The following is a 21,951-nucleotide window of genomic DNA, read 5'->3' as shown; positions in this document are numbered from 1 at the left end:
ATGTATGAAGGAAAAAGGGGAATGATGAAACAAGATAGAAAAAACAATAGGCTAGTATTGCTTTAATCAGAGATTTTTTTGGCTTCCACTGCAAGTTTCAAGCCAACATGTCGATTCCGTTTCCATTCCTGTTTAAAAATTGAGATGGGGGGATTTGTTTCGCCAACTAAATAACTAATTTCAATGGTCATGGCCGGTCTGTGATAAGTAGTGATAAACCAATCCGTGAAACCGCCTCCCACTGCGTTTTTTTCAGGTTTGGCTAATTTATAGCCGGTTAATTTCGAAATTTTTTTAGCAACAAGTTTATCACGTGTAAGATGCTTGCCATTTTTATAATTCCAATAAATTTCTCTTCCCGCTGTATGATAAGCAACTGCAATTGACGGGTTAATTTCCTTAATAAATTTCGTTAAGGAGAGTACTTCTTTTGATTCTAATGGTTGTTTTCCTTTATAAAGTTTATAGGAGGGTGAAACAGGATCAGGATTAAGATTTTCCCACCCAGCTGGATATTGCCTATTTAAATCTATGCCCATGCCGTTTGCTTTCCATCGTTTAAAGTTATCTGATCCTTCATTTATTTTCACCAAAAGTTTCTGATGTTTAGATGGAAAACTTTTAAGATCATTCTGTTGAATGGCCACTCCATCTGGATTTAACATTGGCACAAACCATAATGATACTTCATTAAGAATATGATTGGATTTAAATCCGAAAAGGCCCTTCTCCTCATAGGAAGCTGCATAAGACTCAAGCATTTTCATTAACATTAAGCTTGTCAGCCACTCCCGCCCATGATGCGAGCCAATCAAAATCACATTTTTCTTGCCCCTTCCGAGCTTGATTGCCCAAATATCCCGCCCAAAGTGAGACGTTCCGATCGATTTGATTTTTATTTTTTCTTGATACTTTTCGTTAATTATTGAAAGGTCATTTTCTAACATTTCATAAGTATACGGTTTATCAGCTTTGACAATTTTAGCGCTTGCGACATTTTCCAGTTGTAGGGATAAAAAGAGCATGACACAAATTATAATTTTAACCATAGCGCCTCCGCCTTGTTCATAATGACAAGAATATATACAGGTAAATGTTGAAAAACGCGTAAACAATGGGTGTCCAACATTTGCTGTGAAAGTTATCGTCTAAATATCATACAATAATCTCAACTCCTAATAAGGAGGAGATAAAAAAAATGAATAAAATGGATTATGATCGAGCTTTATATTATACACATCGATCTGAGTGGGATAATTTGCTGATTTTAATGGTACGAACAAAAGACCAATTTTTATCGAAAAGAATTGAACAATTCCTGCATGCCTACAATTTCGAACGTGATTACAGTGTAATTGAAACCAAACTATATAACCTTCTTCGCTACATTGACCATGCGAATGAAACCGTAGAGCCTGACCCTAATGAGATACCGATGTATAGTCTTTCCTAAAATGATAAGTGAATACAATTTCTGCCTGAGAAACTTATTACAACCGGACCAAAGAATTCCACCAAAAAAACACGGCTTCCTGAAGGAAGCCGTGTTTTAATTTTTTCTTTTCATGATGATGTTCTTAGATCTTATTAAAATTGGATTAAATTTCTTGAACCATTTTCATTTTATCGTCAACTAAAGCCATAAAATCATTTTCAATCGATTTTAGTTTTATCTTGCTTTCTTCTAAACTTTTACTATTGACTCCAAAATAGAATTTCACCTTCGGCTCTGTTCCTGATGGTCTTAAACAAACCCATGAACCATCCTCGAAAGTATATTTTAAAACATTCGATTTTGGTAAATCAATTTCTTCTTCTCCATTATTCTTTACACGGATGCTTGTTAAGTAATCCTCCGTCGTGAAGGTAGTCAAGTTTCCAAGACTCGTAATTGGATCTGATCGGAAAGAAGCCAATAATTGTTGGATTGTCTCCGCCCCTTCCTTTCCTTTTAAGGTTAAGGAACGTAGGCCTTCTTGGTAATAACCATACTTTTCAAATACTTCCATCATTCCTTGATAGAGGGTTTTTCCTTGTTTCTTATAAAAAGCACACACTTCGGTTGCTAGTAGAGCCGCTTGGACTGCATCCTTATCCCTAGCAAAGTCACCAATTAAATAGCCATAGGATTCTTCATATCCAAATAGGAATTTCCGATCACCTGATGCCTCATATTCATTGATCTTTTCAGCGATAAATTTAAATCCTGTTAAGACATCAACTGTTTCTAAATCAAAAGCTGTAGCAATTTTCCTGCCAATTTCTGATGTAACAATAGTTTTTAAAACAACTCCATTTTCCGGGAGTGTTCCTTTTTCCTTTTTCTGTGTGATAATGTAATCAAGTAACAAAGCACCTGTTTGGTTTCCTGTAAGAACAACATATTCTCCTTCAGGATTGCGCACAGCAATACCTAATCGATCGGCATCGGGATCTGTAGCAATGAGAAGATCCGCTCCTACTTCTTTTCCATCACGAATGGCCAATTCAAAGGCTGCATGCTCTTCAGGGTTAGGACTTTTTACAGTCGAGAATTCCGGATCTGGAAGTTCTTGTTCTTTAACGATTGTTACATTTTTATAGCCCAATGCAGATAAAGCCGCACGGACAGGCTTATTAGCAGTTCCATGTAAAGGGGTAAAGACGATTTTAATATCAGTTTCTTCAGCAAGGTTTGGATTCTCTGAAATAGTTCTTAATTTCTCAATATAAGCATTATCAATTTCAGCACCGATCGTTTTAATTAATCCGGCAGCTCTTAAGTTTGCTTCACTATCAACCTCAATTAGTAATTCATTCTCGATCTCGTTTACCTTGGCAATAACCTTATCTGCTCCATCTGGAGGAAGTTGGCCGCCATCTGAACCATATACCTTAAATCCGTTATATTCAGGCGGATTATGGCTTGCAGTGATGACAATTCCTGAAAAGGCATTTAAATATCTTAGCGCAAATGATAATTCAGGGGTAGGCCTTAATTCTTCAAATACATATGTTTGGATTCCTTTTGAGGCTAACGTTTTAGCGGCCTCCATTGCAAATTCTGGTGACTTATGACGGGAATCAAAAGCAATCACAACACCGCGTTGTTTCGCTTCTATACCTTGATTTTCTATGTATCCCGCTAAACCAGCTGAGGCTTTGCGCACAGTATAAAGGTTCATTCGGTTAGTACCAACTCCGATTTCGCCTCTCATACCCCCAGTTCCAAATTCTAAATTCTTATAGAAAACCTCTTCTAGCTGCCCTTCATTCTCCACTATTTCTGTTAATTGATTTCTTAATTCAGCATCTAATCCTTCAAATTCTATCCAACTTTTTGCTTTTTTCTTCCAATCCATTGGTGTCCCCTCCAGTTTCTGTCTACTCTATATTGTTTCTAATTTCATGTTTGTTACTCCTTTAAAAATCTACTGAAATTAGCCGACAATTTTCGCAGTAATATATAATTGTTAATTTCTTTCCTTTTACTATATTACCTTAAAATTACTCATTACTAATAGAAAAAAAATAAAAGCCTGCAATTTTGCAGACTTTTTTGTTTATTATACTAGCAACTCATTATCAGCATTAGAATAAATACTTAGCATGTTTGCTCTGATACATTTTGCCTCTTCAAAATGTTCATATTTAAATGGAAAAAATAATCCAAATTCCTCTAAGGTCTCAACATTCTTATTAAATAATAATGTATACTGAACATCAAGTTGAGAGGCCTCAAGAATAGAGATTAATGTTTGAATACTTGTCATTACCTGAAAGGCATCTTTTAATGTGTTAAAATCTTCAGATGTATGCAAAACCTTTAACTGTTCAAATTGATTAATTTCCTCATCGGTATAGTAAAGAGGAAAAATATCCGAATAGATGTACCTCACCAGTTCATTAATCTCTTCTTCCTGACTTGGTGTGGAGGCAAAAACAATTTTCACTTTTAACCCACCTTTGCCATCGCTTATTTCTGTCTGATTGTATATCATTAGAATAACATAACAAAGACCGTATTTACGGTGGTAATTATAACCTGAAGGAGAATTAAATGCTAAAAACAATGCGAATGGGTGAATGGTTTCAACTAACGATTCCTTTGGAATGGAATGGAAGAACCATTGCTGATATTTTTCGAAACGTATGGGGAGCCCCCAAAAAATTAACTCATTCTTTTAGAATGGAAAATAAGGTTTTACTAAATGGGGATCAGGCTAACTGGAATATCCCTCTTAGTCATGGTTCGAAGCTGCAATTTAAACTTTTTGAGGAAGAAGAATTACTAATCACACCAAACTATATAGATGTCGACATCCTTTATGAGGACGACCATGTATTGGTTCTTAACAAACCGCCATTTATGAATACCCATCCGAATGACCCAAAAGCCGATCTATATACCCTTGTTAATGCGGTGCAATATTATCTGCAATCAAATGGGGAAATAAGAAACATTCGGCAGGTTCATCGATTAGATCGCGATACATCAGGTGCCATCCTTTTTGCTAAACATGCTTTAGCTGGTGCTATTTTGGACAATATGCTCGAAAAACGGGAGATTAAAAGAACCTACATTGCTTTGGTTCATGGGATAGTTAAACATAGAAGCGGAACAATTAAGGATCCAATCGGCCGTGACCGCCATCATGCAACCAAAAGAAGAGTTTCTCCAACAGGTCAAGAGGCACTTACCCATTACATGGTCTTAAAGGCAGACAAAGACAAACAACAATCCTATGTTAAATGTTGGCTCGATACTGGGAGAACCCATCAAATCAGAGTTCACTTAAGTCATCTCGGACATCCTTTAGTTGGAGATACTTTGTATGGCGGGAAAGCAATTATTAAAAGACAAGCACTCCATGCAGCAAAGCTTGAGTTGATTCACCCATTTACTCAGGATAAAATTGTATGTCATGCTCCATTTTTAGATCAACCTGTTATTTTTAAAGATATTGACATATATTCAATTTAGGTTATTGAACCACAAATCATTGAAAAAGCCTCCTGATTTAGGAGGCTTTTTCAATGGTTATTTATCTGTTCTTCTAAAGGCTCTCAAAATGAAGCTTAGCAGCAATACCAATACTGCAGAACCAATGATTGCAGGTACTATTGCAAAATCAGCCACATGAGGCCCCCAGTTACCTAAAATCGCTGTCCCAAGCCACGCCCCAACAAATCCAGCTATGATGTTACCAATGATGCCGCCCGGTATATCTCTTCCAACGATAAGGCCTGCTAACCATCCAATAATCCCACCAATAATTAATGCCCAAATGAAACTCATTTAGAACACTCCTTTTTAGTATTCAATTATTTGTCTCAGGCAGTAGTGGAAATGTACTTAATTTTCATGCTACCTGTACCTTTAAAGTACCCTATTTTCATTTTTATACTCAGAAAAGAAAAAATCTTACAACCTTCCTTTATTACATAAATCAATGAATTTAGGTAAAAGTAAAAAGGTCTCCATCCTAAAAATGAACTATTCAAAAAATTCTAATGTTAAGTTTTTGTAAAGTTACATAAAATTTGTTTCTTTCTTCGACATTTTTCAGATAAAATATCTAAGTTAGTCCACAAGACGTTTTAAATTAAAATGGGGGTAATTACATGGCATTCAAAAAAACTGATAAATTTATGGCATTACTTAGTAATATTTCTGCAAACCTTAAAGAAAGTGCAAATTTCTTCACTGATTATAAATTAAAAAATGTGAGTGATTTGAAAATTTTCTCAGAGAAAATGAAGGAACTTGAAACCAAAGGAGATTCATTCGTACATGAAGTAATCAAAGAATTGAATGATGCTTTCATCACTCCAATTGAACGTGAAGATATTCTTCATCTAGCGATGAGCATGGATGATGTACTGGACGGCCTTGAAGGATGTGCAGCATTATTTGAAATGTACTCCATTACGAATGCAGATGACTATATGAAGAAATTTGTGGATGCTATTCAAGCCAGTGTTCATGAAATTGACAAAGCGGTTGAACTGCTTTCAAATAAAAAGTTACAACAAATAAGAGAACATGCGATTAAAATAAAAGATTATGAATCCAACTGTGATAATATCTTACGCCAGTCGATTAAAAATTTATTTACGGTTGAAAAAGATCCAATCCGTATCATTCAATATAAAGAAATCTACGAAAATCTTGAAGATATCGCAGACTATTGCCAAACCGTTGCTAATACACTTGAAACCATTATCATGAAAAATGCTTAAGGAGCAAAAATATGAGCGTTGTATTAATTCTAACGATTTTAATTGTAATTGGTGCCCTTGCATTTGACTTTATAAATGGATTCCATGATACTGCAAATGCAATCGCTACCTCTGTATCAACAAAAGCTCTAAAGCCACGCCAAGCAATTTTGCTGGCAGCCGTAATGAATTTTGTTGGTGCTTTAACATTCACGGGTGTAGCCAAAACCATATCTAAGGATATTGTTGATCCATTCTCACTAACCGGTGGTCATACCGGATCAATTGTTATTTTTGCGGCGCTGCTATCGGCTATTATTTGGAACTTACTCACATGGTATTACGGTATTCCAAGCAGCTCTTCCCATGCAATTATTGGTTCTATTGCTGGTGCGGCAATTGCTGCCAAAGGATTTGACGTAATTAAAGCAGAAGGTTTTATAAAAATCCTTGAAGCATTAGTCCTATCACCGATCTTAGCTTTCACAGTTGGGTATATTGTTTACAGCATTTTTAAAGTCATGTTTAAGAACTTCAATTTAACAAAGACAAACCGAAACTTTCGTTTTATCCAGATTGCTACTGCGGCATTACAATCCTATTCACACGGAACAAATGATGCACAAAAATCAATGGGGATTATCACCATGGCTCTGTTAGCTAATGGTTATCTGCATACTGATGAGGTTCCTTTTTGGGTACAGCTTTCTTGTGCGATTGCAATGGGACTTGGTACTTCGATTGGCGGATGGAAGATTATTAAAACAGTGGGCGGGAAAATTATGAAGATCCGTCCGATTAATGGTGTTGCAGCGGATTTAACGGGTGCAGCGATCATTTTCGGGGCCACCTACATCCACTTACCTGTTAGTACTACACACGTCATCTCTTCAGGAATACTTGGTGTAGGTGCTTCGCATCGTCTTAAAGGAGTAAAATGGGGTACTGCTCAGCGGATGTTAATTACGTGGGTCATTACATTACCAATAACCTCCTTATTAGCAGGTATTATTTATTTTATTTTGAATACCTTCTTTTAAAAAAACAACCAGGAATTTTTTTCTCCTGGTTATTTTTTTAATCCTTTATAATAGTCATTTTTTTTGGTGATATCACTTCTAAATGCCTCGAACTTTCATATTTTTATGTTAGAGGACAAGTTTTGAGGTGAGATTGTGAAGGAAAAAATGACAGCTATGCTGCTTGGGAGTTTGCTATTGAGTCTTGGGGTAAATGGATTTTTAGTTCCCTATCATTTGCTAGACGGAGGGGTAATCGGCTTAGGGCTACTCATTCATTATTTTTACGGATGGCCGACTGGTCTAAGTATTATCCTTTTAAGTCTACCTTTATATGTCTTAGCCTGGTTTTTTGAGCGACGCTACTTCTACTATAGCCTCCACGGACTGATCATTTCTTCGTTTTGTATTGATTTTCTTTCATTTATGAACGGAAAAATACAATTGGGTATATTACCAAGTACAATAATTGGTGGATTACTTGTCGGCATTGGCATCGGTCTTATGCTTCGTTATGAAACAAGTACGGGTGGGACTGATTTACTAGCTCAGATTCTAACCAAATTTACTTCAATAAATGTAGGTATCATTATATTCTTAATCGATGGTCTAGTCATTACGAGCGGCATTCAAATAGTCGGTTTAGAAAAATTTTTTTATTCCCTTCTTACGATCATATGTGTCGGCTTTATGACGACCTTAACTGTTAGTGGTAATAATAATGAGTATTTTCCTTACTATTGAGAAAAAAAAGATTTAAAAGAAACGCTGGTTCTGGTGAGCCAGCGTTTTAATTTGTATTCTTTCCATCCTTAATTTCCGCCGTTCGAAAGGCCTCTTTCATGATTCCATAAGATTTTTTTAACCGTTCATAAAAGGCTGGCTCCTCCCACTTTTTCCAACTGTAGAAAAATGCATCGGTTTGATGCAGCTGATTATTAGTTATATTAGGGAATGACTGCTGGACCTTCCCATTCTCTGTTGTCACTATAGCCACCCTAATTCCGCTTGTTTCAAAGCTGCTTGCCAAACCACTTTCCCACACATTTCCCATTACTTCTCTTAAACTAGGGTCTTTCACATTTAATAGCTGCCATGGAATTCTACCTTCAATAACCTTCATATCATTACTTATACTTATATCCGTTAATGAATCGAATTCTTTATTCTTTGGATTGGCATTCCCAAACTTCAGTTTTCCCGTCTCGTAGCTCTCAAATGGAATAATTGTTTTTGTGGAAGGAATAGTTAATTTCTTAAAAAGAGCAAGTCTAATGGGATGAAACACTCCATTATCCTTTTGTTTAGCATATGGCTGCTCCTGAATCATCTTCAAAAGCTGAGCATATTGATAATAGAATGTATCATAATAGCTATCAACCATGATTCTGGAATTATTAGTTCCTGTAAGTTTTATTAAAAAATCAATTCCATAGTCTGTTTTTATAAAACTCTTACCTGCTAATGGTATATTAGTTTGCCCTTGCTTATTGATGGTATCGAGTAATAGGAAAGTTCCTTGGTTCCTAAAATCAACGGGACGAATATATTTTAGAAGAAAATACAAATACCCATTATCCGAAGAAAACCGAACTTCCTTTAAAGTGTCTTTCTTATCCTTTGTAAGATAACTATTCCTAACTCCAGCTAAGTCCCAATCCATAGAGACACCGTCAACAATGATTTCTTGTTCCTTTTTTACTGGTTCAAAACCTTTTAAACCAAAATGCTGTTCATTTGTTTGCATGTTATTCCAGTATGGTCTTCGGTCTGGGTTATCAAAATCCATCGTGTTCCATGTCCGTTTAAACCATTCATCCTGCCAGGCGAAGACAAGCCCACCCATATAGCCTTCTGAAACAATCGATTGATATAGATACTTATTAATATTCCCTTGTTCCTCTTCCGAATGAAACCCTTGGTTCATCCCATAAGCGTTCTTATGGGTTAAGCCTCTAGAAGCTGGCACACCAAATTCAGCAACAAGTACTGGCATTTGATGGGAAGCACGCAGTTCATTCAGATAGCCGGCATAATTGTTTTTCTTCCCAGTCTTATCAACATAATTAAGGTACGATTCTTCAAAGTTTAGAAAGTCAGGATAGTATGGATATATATGGTAGGATGCAAATAAACCTGAAGAAAACAACTTGGACGCTTTAATATGATTGGGATCAACCGAAACCATGTCCTCATTCTCAAGAGGTTCAGCAGGATGCTTTAACATATCTGTGGTTAACCAGTTAGTAAAACTCATCGAATGCTGCCACATGTATTTATCGGCTTCATAATCAGCGGCATAGTCCATTAAACCAGCCAGCCAGACTTCAAAGGGATTTGCTCTTTCCGTTTTAAAGTAATCCCCTGAAAATTGACCGATAGCTGAATGCTTTTCATTTGTGTTCATAACCATAGCAGGATCCCATTCTGTGCCGACAATTATTCCGAGGACATATTTTGAAATGTCATATTTATAAACTCCAGAAGCATGACCAGACCGCGCAGGAAGCTTAGCCTTTCCATGGATTATATCTATCATATTTTTAATTTCCAGCTTCGCATCCTCTAGATTAACTTTGGCAAAAGCGTCTTGGGTTTGGATGAGATTTTCCTCATTAACCCATGTACCATGAAATAGGAAGAGCGGCTTTTTAGCAATTTGGTTATATTCATAAAAGGCTTCATAAAATTGTGGCGGGTGAAGAGTATAAATTCTGATGGCATTGGCATTCATTGCTCCAATTTCTTTAAACCATCGGAAGTATTCTTCCTTGGTAATTGCCGTCTCCCCAGGAAAATATCCTGGCTTTCCAATCCCCATGTTTACGCCCTTGATCAACAGATTCTCCCATTTTCCATTCTTTTGAACCTGTATATAGGAATCTCCTGTTTGGCTATTTGACTTTATTCCATCACGGTCTGCCACTTCTACTTTTTCTTGATTTGCAATGTGGTGCAATCCATTTGCTAAGATGTCCTTCATCATTGGAACGTATGATTTCCAATAAAAAGAATTCTTTGCTCCAACATTCCTTTTCCATGTATCCAAGCCCTTTGTTTGGTAAATTTCAGGAACCTCGGATTCATCTGCATAATCTCCTGAGAAATAATAGGAGGAATACTTAGCATTTTCGTGATAAATAACTGCAGGAAAATGGGTTGGTATACCATATTTTTTAAGCGTTTCCTTTGCTTTCTTTGAAATTGGCAGCTGATAAGCTGCTATTATTTCATCCTTATCTTTAGCATCAATAATATCGAACCAATAGGTATACTTCCCATGAATATCGCGTGTAAAATGTTTCTTTCCTTTATCTGTTAATTGAAAAAGAAGCCCCTCATCATGAACATCCTTTTCCCCTATGACAACTACATAATTATTTTTACTGACAAAAACGAACCCTTCACCAGTAAAGGACCATTTCTTGTTTTGTTCCTCATAATTCTCCTTTACCCATTCAGGTACTTCCGTACTTTTAAGGTCCGAAAAAAATCGTCCAATCCAGCCAGACCATTCTACATTTAGTAAATTAGAAATCTCAGCTTTGGCGGTTTCTGATGTAGGGCTCGCAAAGGTATTAAATTCAGCTATTAATGTTTTTCCTTTTGACTGGATAAGTGCTTTTTCAATTAGATTGACTTCGCTTGATTTAAGTCCGCCGTATATTTTTTCGGACCTTTTTCCCGACAGATTCTGTCCGAAAAACTCTTCTTTATAAACCCCGTATTGGTCTGTTAAATAGAAAACATCATATTTTTTTAAGTCCTTAGGAAGGGGGGCAATCGTATATTTCTGTCCTTCTTTTGGTTCAAACCCCTTATAGTCATCGATCACCGAATAAGGGCTTTGTCCATTTTTATAATATTTAGCATTGTTTAATATCCAAACAAGCCCCTTATGTTCTCTGTAGGAAGGATTTGGCACAGTCTTGTCGACAATTAATACGTTTAATTTTTTCACAGGCTGAATTTGCCATAACCAAAAGGGGCATGTCAAAATTATAAAAAATAGAATTGTATAAATGATTAAATTGATGGGTTTTTTCATTCGGAAACACCTTTTCTCTTCATTTCTCCCCAACTTCTATCCCCGATTATCATTTGCCATATTCCCTCACATCGCCAGAGTACGGTCATAGGCCTGTACCATATAGTTTCAGTTAAAGAGTATAAAAATAGCTTGATGATATCTGTTACTTTTGGATACCTTGTTAAGCTCCATTCTTCTAAAAGAACAGCAGTCATAGAAAAAATAGACCCATATAAACAGGAAAGAAGAAACAACAAAATAGAAAATTCAACATAGATCCCGCCCAAAAATAAACAAAGGATCATAAAAAGATATCCTAATAATTCAATAACTGGACCCAAAAATTCAACAATCCAGAAGTATGGAAAAGATATAAGACCAATCGATCCGTATTTTGGATTAAATGTTATCTTTCTATGAGTCCATAAACTTTCAAATAGTCCTCTATGCCAGCGACTCCTCTGCCTTCGTAAGAATGTAATGTCTTCAGGAACCTCAGTCCAACAAACAGGGTCAGGAACATACACAATCTTTTTCTTTGTATTCTTTTCTTTTAAGAGTCTATGGATTCTCACGACTAATTCCATATCTTCCCCAACCGTATCTGTTTTATAACCACCTGCAGCAATCACCCAGTGCTTGGAAAAGACACCAAACGCCCCAGAAATAATTAATAAAAGATTGTGACGGCTTAAGCCAATTCTCCCCATCAAAAAAGCTCGTAAATATTCGATGATTTGCATTACGACCAATGGTTTATTGGATAACCCGATTTTTTGAATATGTCCGTTTATGATTTGGCAGCCATTCGCGATTCGAACACTCCCACCTGAGGCAACAACTTCTTCATTTGAATCTATTATAGGCTTCATCACCTTTAAAAAGGCATCTGGCTCAAGAACTGAGTCGCCATCTAAAGAGCAAAAATAAGGGTAATGGGAAAAGTTAAGACCGACATTAAGCGCATCCGCTTTTCCCCCGTTTTCCTTGTCAATAAGAAACAAATTTGATAAAACGTCTGACTGATAAATCCTGCCAATTGGTTTTGTTTCCACCTGTTTTCTAACCACTTTTTTTATTTCCTTCATACCATAGTGTTCAATCACTTTTTCAAGCGTATGGTCAGTTGACCCATCGTTCACCACAACCACTTCAAATGTAGGATAATTAACACTTAATAATGAGCGTACACTCTGAACAATACCTGCTTCTTCATTGTAAGCAGGTACGATAATTGAAACAGGTTTGGTATAAAATTCATCCGAGTAATCTTCATAAGCTTGAACTCTGTCTAGTTGGTATTCCTTCCGAAGCTGGAAAAAGGAAATAACCAAAATAACGGAGTAGAAAGAAATGACAATTACCATATAAACTGCAATAAACCAAGCAAAAGCAGTTACAACATCTCCCCAGTTTAAAATTATCATTATTTATACCCCTTTATGAAGCCATTCCCAAGCCATGTCCTTGGCAAATGCATCCTTTGATGTTTCAAATACTTCACGCAAAATCTCGTGCCCATTTGGAAATTGACAGATTGCTTGGCCGGCCTGCGATCGAACCCACCATGTTTGATCATGTAAAAGTTCAATCAATCTCGATATACCTTTTACTTCTTTTAATGAACCCACAAGTTTAGCGGCTACCATTCTTTCTTCCCACTTGGTGGAATATAAAAGTTCTAAATAGGGATCTGAATTTTTTACATAACCAATTTCCGTTAATGCCTTTAAGGCTCTCAGCTTGATTTCCCCTTTATAGGTAGAAAAAATATTTTCAAGAAAAGATAGATAATTAATCTCTTTTTTCATCGAAATTACATCAAGAATTGCTTTTTGTAATGGTGGGCTGCTTATATGAAAATGTAGAATAAACTGTTCAAATTTTTGTTGTTCGAGGCGTATTAAGATATTACGATACTCGAATTCAGATAAAGAATTGTAGTGGATTGTCAGCATTTCAAATAAATTTTCATATTGAAATAAAGCTAGGATTCTCAAGGTATGAATAAGTTCTTCATGGGAAATTCGTTTTTTCTGGGATAGCTTATGTATATCATCGATAAGTAGGCTTAGTTTGAAATCCTCAATATAATAGAGGGTATTCATCCGTTGACTCCACTTTTTGCTTTTAAGCTGCTTATGATAATACTCTGCTAAATACATGGATGCTAATTCTGATAAACGTTTCTTTTCATCCTCGCCCTCTAAAACTTTACTATACATGCTTAGAAGTTTTTCGGTGGCTTTCCGTTCAAGAACTGATTTAGGATTCATTCCCCTAGAATATCCTCCCTCCATAAGCATCGTAAAAAGGATGGATTGATAATTTTCTATATATTGTTCAATCGCCTTTCTGTTTTTAATATCTAATGCTTTTCTTATCGTTAAGTATATTAGTAAAACCATTAATAACCCTAAAATGGTTATCGTTAAAATTGTTAGGAAAAATAACTCATTTCTCAGCATTCTATTTCATCCCTTTGATTAACCGTTCTATCCTAGATTGAAGTTCTTTAATACTAAAAGGTTTGGTCATATAATCATCTGCTCCAAGCTTTAATGCACGTTCAATGTCCATTTCACTTTTTCTCCCTGTCAACATAAGGACATGAATATTTCTTCTATTTTCTATTTTTTTTACTTTTTGGAGGATTTCGATTCCATCCATGACAGGCATGACACCATCTAGTATTAAAAAATGATCTCCTTTTTCCGCTAGGCGCTTGGATTCAAAAAATTGTAGACCATTTTCAAATGCTTCCAGGTTCAGTTCGTAATGATTAAAATCCATTACCTTGAGTATTCTCATTAGTATTGTTCGAATAATCGCATCATCATCAATAACCGAAATGAACAAGGTTTTTTTCGTAATTTCATTAATTAAGCCCATAAACGCTCTACTCCCTGATTGAAGATCATTTCCTTATGATGAGCAGACCTTCGCGGTATTTGATTCATTGCTTTTACTATTCCCTTTTTTTCTAACAGTTTGAATGAATCTAAAGTTTATTATTAATAAAACCATGTGTTACGCGTAAAATACAGAAAGTGTCGAAAAATACTAATTTTCGTCGAATTCCCCTGATTTTGAATGTAGAAAAAAGGGATCCATCAAATGGATCCCGAATTTCTGCTTATATAAGATTTTTTACTTTATTTGTGCAGCTGTCCATTGCTGCCAATATCGATCCTCTAAATTGCTTTTCCTCAAGGGTAACAACTGCTTCAATCGTTGCACCGCCTGGGGTACATACATTATCCTTAAGTTCACCAGGATGTTTTCCAGTCTCAAGAACCATTTTTGCTGCACCCAGTACGGCTTGAGCAGCTAGTCGATAAGCCTGATCCCTAGGTATTCCCTGCCTTACCCCCCCATCTGCCATAGCTTCTATTAGCATATAAACATATGCTGGTGAGGAACCACTGATTGCAGGTACGGCATCCATTAGTTTTTCATCTAGACGCTCGGTTTTACTAAAGGTGTGGAACACACTCTCGATCTCATTTAACTCGTTTTCGGAGAGATATTTATTTGCACAAATTGCACTCATTCCTTCTCCGACCACAGAAGGAGTATTAGGCATTGTTCGAACAACCTTTACTTGGAATCCAAACGACTGTTCAATATCTATTAATGTAATTCCGGCTGCAATCGTTACAATGATTACAGACTCCTTTATATCATTATTTATTTCTTTTATGACAGTGTCATAGAGATCGGGTTTAACAGCAAGTATGAGTACGTCTGCAAACCTAGCAACGTCCCTATTATTTAATGAAGTAATAATACCGTATGTTCGTTCAATTATTTCAATCGTTTTTTCTGTATTCGCACTAGCCATGATGTTTTCTATTGGAATCATTTGTGAATTTACAATTCCCCCAATCATAGCCTGAGCCATTTTTCCAGCTCCAATAAAACCTATTTTTTTCTTCATGTTAACTCCCCACCTATTTATACATTTCATTCTCCAGTACGATTATATTTTCTGCGTACGTAGTTCTCCCTATTTCTTTTGTATTTTCAACCAACCTATATATATTATCACAGCATTGTTTTGCACCAATAACTAATAACGGCACACCGATAAAATCAATTTTTAAACCTCTTGAGAAAAATCCCCCCATAGACATTGCAAAAGGCACCGTTGGTGAAGTATTGGAGAAGACAATTTTCTCATCAAATTTAAACTTCTCTTGCAGCAATAAACACATTTCTTTTAATGCAGGCACCACATATTTGTTCCTTTTCCGTCCAATAGTGTATACAGAATGTCCATCTTCATCGATCCCATGGAAAATAATTTTCCCAAAATCGTCTTTTGTTAATTTATTAAAATATTTCACATTTAATATTTCTTCTTTCGTAAGTTTCCGTTCAGATTGTGGTAATCGTTTTAAATGATAGGCCGCTGCTATAGAAGTTGTATGTGTCCCGCCAAAATCATTATAGATATAAATCATGGTATCATCCTTTTATTTTTACTATGTTTATTATGCACAAATAAGCAACTGCCAATTCTTGATACAGTCACAAACATATCGATTTCCATTCTGTTTTAGATTTCATTGACTGGCATTTTATCCTGGATTGTATTTCGTGGTTTTTATGATTATTACAAATGAATTATCAATTCCCGTCCTTAAACCCAGAACTAACTGGTATTAAAACAATCATTTTTTTAAATTCTTATTTTTTGGTGAGTTTTTGTAGTTTTTAGTAGTTCTTATTATAAATTAAAATTATCCTTTTTTAGAACAAATATGAAAGCGCTCAATAAGATTTATCCGGAATTAACGGGCAGTAAGATCCCACTGATGGAAGTTTCACTTGTTTTCATTTTGTTTCCTATTGCTCCTAATTGCTTTTGTTGACCCTTGGACATGTTATGAAAAAGGGGAAAAATCATCTTTTAATGGGGGAAGCTTTTCATGTGGGTAATCACCGTCTATTCAAAGGAAAACATTACCATGTTTGAATTTAACGCAGAAAACGAAGCAAGAGAAGCTTGCGAGAACATTCAAGACTACAAGATTCTTTCCGAGGTTGTTTACTTTAATGATCATTATGTTGCTTAGCTACTGTTTAAGATCTTTACCAAGAGGTCTGAGAATTTTTTAACTCTTTGTTTACTAAAACAAATATCTATTAAATTAAACAAAAGGAGAGACATTGTATGTCAACTTTACGTGAAGAAGCATTAAAGATGCACAAGGAAAATAGAGGAAAACTTGGTGTTCATTCAAAAGTTCCAGTACGCAATGCGAAAGATTTAAGTCTCGCTTATTCTCCAGGTGTAGCGGATCCATGCTTGGAAATTTATGAAGATGAAAGCAAAGCGTATGAATACACCATGAAGGGGAATCTTGTTGCCGTTGTTTCAGATGGAACCGCCGTACTCGGTCTTGGGAATATCGGCCCGAAAGCTGCCATGCCGGTCATGGAAGGTAAAGCATTGTTATTCAAATCGTTTGCAGATGTGGATGCATTCCCGATTTGCTTAGATACAACAGATCCGGACAAGATTGTGGAGGTCGTTAAATTTTTGGAACCGACTTTTGGCGGAGTGAACTTAGAAGACATCGCAGCACCACAATGCTTTGAAATTGAAGATCGGCTACGAAAGATTTGTAATATTCCAGTTTTCCATGATGATCAGCACGGTACAGCAATTGTAACAGCGGCTGGGTTGATCAATGCTTTGAAACTAGCAAACAAAAAGTTAGAAGAGATTCGCGTTGTCGCAAACGGTGCCGGATCTGCCGGCGTGGCGATTGTCAAGTTACTGCTGCATATGGGTGTAAAAGACGTCATTTTATGTGATACAAAAGGAATCATTTATGAAGGACGCCCGTTCGGAATGAATCCATTTAAAGAGGAAATGGCTCGTATCACCAATAAAGAAAAAAAACAAGGTACATTGGCAGATGCTCTTGTGGGAGCAGATGTGTTTGTGGGGGTATCGGCCCCAGGTGTCGTCACGAAAGAAATGGTTCGTTCAATGAATCATAGTTCAATCATTTTTGCTATGGCAAATCCGGTGCCTGAAATCATGCCTGAAATTGCAATTGAAGCTGGGGCACTCGTCGTCGGAACAGGTCGTTCTGATTTTCCAAATCAGGTCAATAACGTACTAGCATTCCCTGGTATTTTCCGTGGTGCTTTGGACGTTTTCGCCAAAGAAATCAACGAAGAAATGAAACTGGCAGCCGTTTATGCGATTGCCGGATTAATTGCAGATGAAGATCTTCACGCTAATTATGTGATTCCAGATCCATTTGACCGTAGAGTGGCGGCTCATGTAGCAGAAGCCGTTGCTAACGCAGCAATGGAAACAGGTGTTTCGCAAAAGCTTGTTAATGCGGAAAAAGTGAAAGAGCGCTTATTAGCGTTGGCAGATGAAAAACGACCTGCTTTAGTATAATCCAGTCCTAATTAACGATCAACTAAGATCTCATATTATTCGTAAGGGTACATATTGACGAACAAGTAAAAAGCCTGAATCCAATTAGGATCAGGCTTTTTTGCTTCTTAAAATCAGTATCATGTTAATTGCCTTAATGTTGAATGACAATAAAGTTGTTTAAAAACGCCAATCATGTTATTCCATTAAAAGGGCCAGATTGTTGAAGAGGGGATTGTAAATATTTTTTTTATTTTTAATGATTTTAGTGGACTATCTGAGACTAGATTAGATTAATTGTGGTGAACCATACCATAAATTACAAATTTCTTTATCAAAATTAAAAGTCATACATGATGTATTCACTCTACGGATGTCCTGGTCGAATATTATCCTAAATTGTATATTTAATGGGTTCAGAGCAAAAAACGTGAATTTTGCACGCTAAGCCAATTTGAACATAAAAATAGCCGATACGATTGTAAAAGGATGACTATGCTTCCAAGCTGCCGGAAGTCTAAAATGATGGCTTCCCCCGCGAACCACACAAAAATATTCACCATGACAATACCTTCCAATTGGAATTTTGAAACATAATGTCAACTATGTTGTATTCCCTTGATGTCGGTGAGAGGTATAGACTAGGTTAATAAAATGCGGTTACAAAAAAGAGCATCTATCTTAAAAAGATAATGCTCTTTAATTTATATGTATTATTTTATTTAAAAAGTTTAGGAAGCCTTGCACTCTTTAGCGTTCTTTAGTTCGCTTAACCTTTCTTTGATTAACTCTCTTTGTTCCTCGGTAATAATAAAATCCGTAAGACGCTCCTCAAAATGAGCAATACGTCTTTCCAACTCCTCTATAGTAAGGTTATTAGTATTCTTCATAAACCCACCATCTCCTCTTATTATAATTTATATATAATTAATATTCTTCATAAAATCCTTCAAAGCCGCTATTTGCAGCGGGATATTCAAGTAAAGGAAGCTATCCAAAATCTATTCCTCAAGTGGAAGTTCCATTCGAAATCCTTTTAATCCCAGGATCCCGTATTTAATTTGCCCATTGTTTCATAACTTGTTCTTTTGCTATACGATAAACTTCATGTTCTGTTTGATTTTTGGCAGCTATTACGTTGGTTTGATAAACTTTACCTTTATGTGTTACATAGATTGTATACTTATACATTTTGTTCTATCTCCTTTATATAATTCTAATAATTCTCACTCTTTGTTATTCCACTTCTCCTATAAATCCAATTTCATTTAGTTATCCCTATAAATGTTTTTTAACTTTTTTTTATTTTACAAATAAAATGAAAGTGATTAAAGCTAAAAAAAAGGTCAAGATTTGACAAATTCTGAACTTAACAAAAATTAATATACTCACTAGCAACGGTAATGACTGGCAAAGTCAATAAAATCAACAAACTTTTTATGATTCTAATCTCTTATGTAGTTTGTTACACTTCTTAGAATGCAGAAAAATGTCGAAATATAAAAACTAAAAAAGGCCGACTATCCTTCAAACTAAATTTCCCCAAAGTAAAAAAGCCACCTGATAAGATGGATTTCTTACTTATTTATTAATACAGATAGGTAAGGCTTTAAAGTTATCGCCACCTTTTCCCCCTTCTTTTCAAGTATTAAGTCATTTAGATAATTAATTCTCTCGGCAGATTCTATGAACTGTATTCGTATATACACCAAAATTTGTAAAATAGACTTACTTTTAACCTATGTTATTAAAAGGACTTCAAGTCACACTTTATATCTTTGTTATAGCTATTATTTTAGGATTTTTAATTGGTTTAGTAGTTGCTTTGTTAAGACTTTCACCAATCAAGATCCTGAATTGGGTGGCAAAGGTGTATGTTGATGCGATTCGAGGAACACCTTTTATTGTTCAATTGTTTTTTATTTATTTTGGTATAAATTCATTCCAGTTGATTTCTTTAAATAGTACAACAGCGGGAATAATCACCGTTGATTTCGTCGAAAGGAGAATTCAGCTTCGATGAGTATTATTTCTGTTAAAAACTTAAGAAAATCTTTTGGAAACATAGAAGTATTAAAAGACATTAACGCAGAAATACAAGAAAAAGAGGTTGTTTGTGTAATAGGTCCATCGGGATCTGGTAAGAGTACATTTCTGCGGTGCTTAACTCGCCTGGAGGAAATTTCAGGCGGAGAGGTTGTCATTAATGGACATGATATTACTAACCCGAAGATCAATATAAACAAAGTTAGGCAAGAAGTTGGGATGGTATTTCAACAATTTAATTTATTCCCACATAAAACGGTTTTAGAAAATATCACGATGGGCCCTATTAAAATTCACAGAATGGAGAAAGCCGAAGAGGAAAAAATAGCGCTTGAATTACTTGATAAAGTAGGACTGCGAGAAAAAGCAAACAGTTATCCGGGAGAACTATCCGGAGGACAAAAACAACGGGTTGCCATTGCAAGGGCACTTGCAATGAATCCAATAATCATGCTTTTTGACGAGCCCACATCGGCACTTGACCCTGAAATGGTCGGAGATGTTTTAGAGGTAATGAAGCAACTAGCTAAAGAAGGGATGACCATGGTCGTTGTTACCCATGAAATGGGCTTCGCACGTGAAGTTGGAGACCGTGTTATTTTCATGGATGGAGGATATATTGTAGAAGAAAATAAGCCAAACGAGTTATTCGGTAACCCTCAGCATGAGCGAACTAAAGCTTTCTTAAGTAAGGTACTATAAAATAATAGTAGTAGCTACTTCAATAAAATGAGAACCGTCAAGACTATTCTCCGATTCATCTTTTAAAAGGTTGCATCAGTTATCAAGACCTAATTCGTAAAAAGTCATAAAAAATAAAGGGTGATGCATATTATCATGTATAATATGTATCACTCTTTAACTTCTTGTACAGTTCATATAAAAAATGTTTGAATTTCTCAACTCTGCTATATAATCTATTGTTTAGAAACGCTAATCTGTCTTTTGCGTTATCTTGGGTTAAAATATCAACCCCGCTATCAATCCTTTTTGGGACATGTTCCCCCTTAACTGCTTTTATTGCTTGTTTTACGCTTAAATACCCCATATCATAAGGATTCTGCGTCACTGTAGCGCTCAGTTTTCCTGCATCTACAGCTTCCAACATTTCTATAATGCCATCCGTTCCAACTATAGGAATTATCAAGCCTTCTTTTTCTGCTGTTTTTAATACATTTAGGGCAATTAAATCGTCAGTAGCAAGTACCCCTTGGATATCTGGATGATTCTGCAAAATATTTTCTATTACAGATATTGTCTTTCCAAATCGATCTTCTCCTAACTGTTCTGTGGCAATCTCGATTCCGGCTTTTCCTAAGACCTCCTTCGCTCCCTTTAACCGCTCCACCTCAGCATGATCTTTTAAAGTTCCATGAATAATTGCTACTTGATCCCCTGGCTGCAGCATGGATCCTAGCAGTTCTCCTGCCATTATGCCCAATTTAAAGTGATCCGTTCCTATATAAGTGACTTTATCTTTCCAGTCAGCGTCTCTACCAGCAAATAATACGGGAATGTTATTTTTCTTATATTCCATCAATACTGGAATGGTAACGGAGGGGTGCATGGGAGTAACGATCAGTGCATCCGGATGTTGTCTTAAAACTTTTTTCAATGTATTAGCTTCATTTCTAATGGGATTGATGGAATCAGGTGCTATCACTTGACCATCTATGTCAAAATCATTAAACGCTTTTTTAGCTCCTGATTCAAAAATTCTCCAATACTCTAAGTCTAAACTTTTCGCAACAACTACCACTTTAAGCTTCTCATCTTCTTTCAAAAAATGAACGATAAAGCTTATTGAAACTGTAAGACATACTAATGAAACGATCCTTTTCTTTTTCAATATTCTCCCTCCTAATGGACGATCGGGATTTTATGCGTGTCATAAACTATAAACCAGAAATTTAAATATTAAGCGCTTTCACATTCTCTTTAATAATACTTTAGGTTTAATTTATAATATGAACTACATAATCCTACGGAAAAATACAAAACAAGTTGAAATCGTTGGTTAAACCGATAATATCCGATCGGAATGAAAAAAAGAAGTTATTTAAGATAATGAATATTTCTAGTTGCATAATACTTATTCTCAGCAATTAAAAGCCCATCAGATAAATCTGATGGGTTCAGAGAGTAGACAAACCCCTTTTTCAAAAAGTTATCTGAAGAAAAAGGGGTTTTGTTTCTTTTTTAGTTAAATATTTGGTTATTATCCTGAGAAAAAATACCATATATTGATG

The 21,951-nt window shown here is 35.8% G+C and carries 21 protein-coding genes and 1 pseudogene; 9 read left to right on the top strand and 13 right to left on the bottom strand.

Translation table 11 applies throughout. The annotated features are described in order from the left end of the window. Positions 1–62: 62 nt before the first annotated feature. Complete coding sequence (locus tag ACSU6B_RS25990) at positions 63–1,049, bottom strand: M14 family zinc carboxypeptidase (protein WP_410889251.1); 987 nt, start codon at positions 1,047–1,049, stop codon at positions 63–65. Positions 1,050–1,198: 149 nt separating this feature from the next. On the opposite strand from ACSU6B_RS25990, the gene ACSU6B_RS25985 reads away from it, so the two are divergent. Beyond that, positions 1,199–1,453 (top strand): YhdB family protein, encoded by a 255-nt coding sequence (locus tag ACSU6B_RS25985; protein ID WP_088085936.1) that lies wholly within the window; start codon positions 1,199–1,201, stop codon positions 1,451–1,453. Between the two features lie 145 nt (positions 1,454–1,598). Here the strand turns inward: ACSU6B_RS25985 and ACSU6B_RS25980 are convergent, their stop codons facing one another. Together ACSU6B_RS25980 and ACSU6B_RS25975 are read right to left on the bottom strand one after the other, a co-directional pair. Further along, positions 1,599–3,341, bottom strand: coding sequence for a phospho-sugar mutase (locus ACSU6B_RS25980; protein WP_410889249.1), 1,743 nt, complete (start codon positions 3,339–3,341; stop codon positions 1,599–1,601). A gap of 204 nt (positions 3,342–3,545) precedes the next feature. After that, positions 3,546–3,932: a YhcU family protein gene (locus ACSU6B_RS25975; RefSeq protein WP_214999960.1), complete on the bottom strand. Its 387-nt coding sequence runs from the start codon at positions 3,930–3,932 to the stop codon at positions 3,546–3,548. A gap of 107 nt (positions 3,933–4,039) precedes the next feature. On the opposite strand from ACSU6B_RS25975, the gene ACSU6B_RS25970 reads away from it, so the two are divergent. Continuing rightward, on the top strand, positions 4,040–4,963 hold the full coding sequence (locus ACSU6B_RS25970; RefSeq protein WP_410889248.1) for an RluA family pseudouridine synthase: 924 nt from the start codon (positions 4,040–4,042) through the stop codon (positions 4,961–4,963). 57 nt (positions 4,964–5,020) lie between these two features. Here the strand turns inward: ACSU6B_RS25970 and ACSU6B_RS25965 are convergent, their stop codons facing one another. After that, a complete protein-coding gene (locus tag ACSU6B_RS25965) occupies positions 5,021–5,278 on the bottom strand; it encodes a GlsB/YeaQ/YmgE family stress response membrane protein (protein WP_214999964.1) in 258 nt (85 codons plus the stop codon). Positions 5,279–5,604: 326 nt separating this feature from the next. Between ACSU6B_RS25965 and ACSU6B_RS25960 the strand changes: the two genes are divergently transcribed. The 3 genes from ACSU6B_RS25960 (at position 5,605) to ACSU6B_RS25950 (ending at position 7,964) form a co-directional block, all read left to right on the top strand. Beyond that, positions 5,605–6,222: a DUF47 domain-containing protein gene (locus ACSU6B_RS25960; protein WP_410889247.1), complete on the top strand. Its 618-nt coding sequence runs from the start codon at positions 5,605–5,607 to the stop codon at positions 6,220–6,222. An 11-nt stretch (positions 6,223–6,233) separates the two neighbouring features. Next, entirely contained in the window at positions 6,234–7,241 is a 1,008-nt protein-coding gene (locus ACSU6B_RS25955; protein ID WP_410889246.1) for an inorganic phosphate transporter, read from the top strand. 135 nt (positions 7,242–7,376) lie between these two features. Beyond that, positions 7,377–7,964 carry a YitT family protein gene (locus ACSU6B_RS25950; RefSeq protein ID WP_410889245.1) on the top strand — a complete coding sequence of 196 codons (588 nt, stop codon included), beginning with the start codon at positions 7,377–7,379 and terminating at the stop codon, positions 7,962–7,964. Between the two features lie 46 nt (positions 7,965–8,010). Here the strand turns inward: ACSU6B_RS25950 and ACSU6B_RS25945 are convergent, their stop codons facing one another. The 6 genes from ACSU6B_RS25945 to ACSU6B_RS25920 all read right to left on the bottom strand — a co-directional run bounded on the left by ACSU6B_RS25945 (position 8,011) and on the right by ACSU6B_RS25920 (position 15,716). Further along, positions 8,011–11,268 carry a hypothetical protein gene (locus tag ACSU6B_RS25945; protein ID WP_410889244.1) on the bottom strand — a complete coding sequence of 1,086 codons (3,258 nt, stop codon included), beginning with the start codon at positions 11,266–11,268 and terminating at the stop codon, positions 8,011–8,013. Further along, positions 11,265–12,677, bottom strand: coding sequence for a glycosyltransferase family 2 protein (locus tag ACSU6B_RS25940; RefSeq protein ID WP_410889243.1), 1,413 nt, complete (start codon positions 12,675–12,677; stop codon positions 11,265–11,267). Before ACSU6B_RS25940 ends, ACSU6B_RS25945 begins: the two co-directional genes overlap by 4 nt. A gap of 3 nt (positions 12,678–12,680) precedes the next feature. Continuing rightward, positions 12,681–13,718, bottom strand: a complete 1,038-nt coding sequence (locus tag ACSU6B_RS25935) for a HEAT repeat domain-containing protein (protein ID WP_410889242.1) — start codon at positions 13,716–13,718, stop codon at positions 12,681–12,683. A 1-nt stretch (position 13,719) separates the two neighbouring features. Further along, positions 13,720–14,142: a response regulator gene (locus ACSU6B_RS25930; protein WP_410889240.1), complete on the bottom strand. Its 423-nt coding sequence runs from the start codon at positions 14,140–14,142 to the stop codon at positions 13,720–13,722. Between the two features lie 244 nt (positions 14,143–14,386). After that, a complete protein-coding gene (gene proC / locus ACSU6B_RS25925) occupies positions 14,387–15,190 on the bottom strand; it encodes a pyrroline-5-carboxylate reductase (RefSeq protein ID WP_410889238.1) in 804 nt (267 codons plus the stop codon). 13 nt (positions 15,191–15,203) lie between these two features. Then, positions 15,204–15,716: a DUF3189 family protein gene (locus ACSU6B_RS25920; protein WP_215003840.1), complete on the bottom strand. Its 513-nt coding sequence runs from the start codon at positions 15,714–15,716 to the stop codon at positions 15,204–15,206. A gap of 468 nt (positions 15,717–16,184) precedes the next feature. On the opposite strand from ACSU6B_RS25920, the gene ACSU6B_RS25915 reads away from it, so the two are divergent. Both ACSU6B_RS25915 and ACSU6B_RS25910 read left to right on the top strand, forming a co-directional pair. Further along, the gene (locus tag ACSU6B_RS25915; RefSeq protein WP_410889236.1) at positions 16,185–16,331 is read left to right on the top strand and encodes a hypothetical protein; all 147 of its coding nucleotides are present in this window, start codon (positions 16,185–16,187) and stop codon (positions 16,329–16,331) included. A 98-nt stretch (positions 16,332–16,429) separates the two neighbouring features. Further along, the gene (locus ACSU6B_RS25910; protein ID WP_410889234.1) at positions 16,430–17,677 is read left to right on the top strand and encodes an NAD(P)-dependent malic enzyme; all 1,248 of its coding nucleotides are present in this window, start codon (positions 16,430–16,432) and stop codon (positions 17,675–17,677) included. A 710-nt stretch (positions 17,678–18,387) separates the two neighbouring features. On the opposite strand, the gene ACSU6B_RS25905 is transcribed toward ACSU6B_RS25910, so the two are convergent. Both ACSU6B_RS25905 and ACSU6B_RS25900 read right to left on the bottom strand, forming a co-directional pair. Continuing rightward, complete coding sequence (locus tag ACSU6B_RS25905; protein ID WP_410889232.1) at positions 18,388–18,546, bottom strand: hypothetical protein; 159 nt, start codon at positions 18,544–18,546, stop codon at positions 18,388–18,390. Positions 18,547–18,712: 166 nt separating this feature from the next. After that, the gene (locus tag ACSU6B_RS25900) at positions 18,713–18,847 is read right to left on the bottom strand and encodes a BA3454 family stress response protein (RefSeq protein ID WP_215003846.1); all 135 of its coding nucleotides are present in this window, start codon (positions 18,845–18,847) and stop codon (positions 18,713–18,715) included. A gap of 550 nt (positions 18,848–19,397) precedes the next feature. Here ACSU6B_RS25900 and ACSU6B_RS25895 point away from each other — a divergent pair. Together ACSU6B_RS25895 and ACSU6B_RS25890 are read left to right on the top strand one after the other, a co-directional pair. Then, a pseudogene (locus tag ACSU6B_RS25895) lies at positions 19,398–19,646 on the top strand (ABC transporter permease subunit); the annotation flags it as partial. Positions 19,647–19,675: 29 nt separating this feature from the next. Then, positions 19,676–20,404, top strand: coding sequence for an amino acid ABC transporter ATP-binding protein (locus ACSU6B_RS25890; protein ID WP_410889230.1), 729 nt, complete (start codon positions 19,676–19,678; stop codon positions 20,402–20,404). Positions 20,405–20,537: 133 nt separating this feature from the next. Here the strand turns inward: ACSU6B_RS25890 and ACSU6B_RS25885 are convergent, their stop codons facing one another. Continuing rightward, complete coding sequence (locus tag ACSU6B_RS25885; RefSeq protein WP_410889228.1) at positions 20,538–21,551, bottom strand: sugar ABC transporter substrate-binding protein; 1,014 nt, start codon at positions 21,549–21,551, stop codon at positions 20,538–20,540. Positions 21,552–21,951: the final 400 nt, after the last annotated feature.

The sequence above is a fragment of the Neobacillus sp. C211 genome (assembly GCF_051842875.1).
In the GTDB taxonomy this organism is placed as follows: Bacteria; Bacillota; Bacilli; order Bacillales; family Cytobacillaceae; genus Neobacillus.
This window is presented reverse-complemented; position numbering and strand designations above follow the sequence as displayed.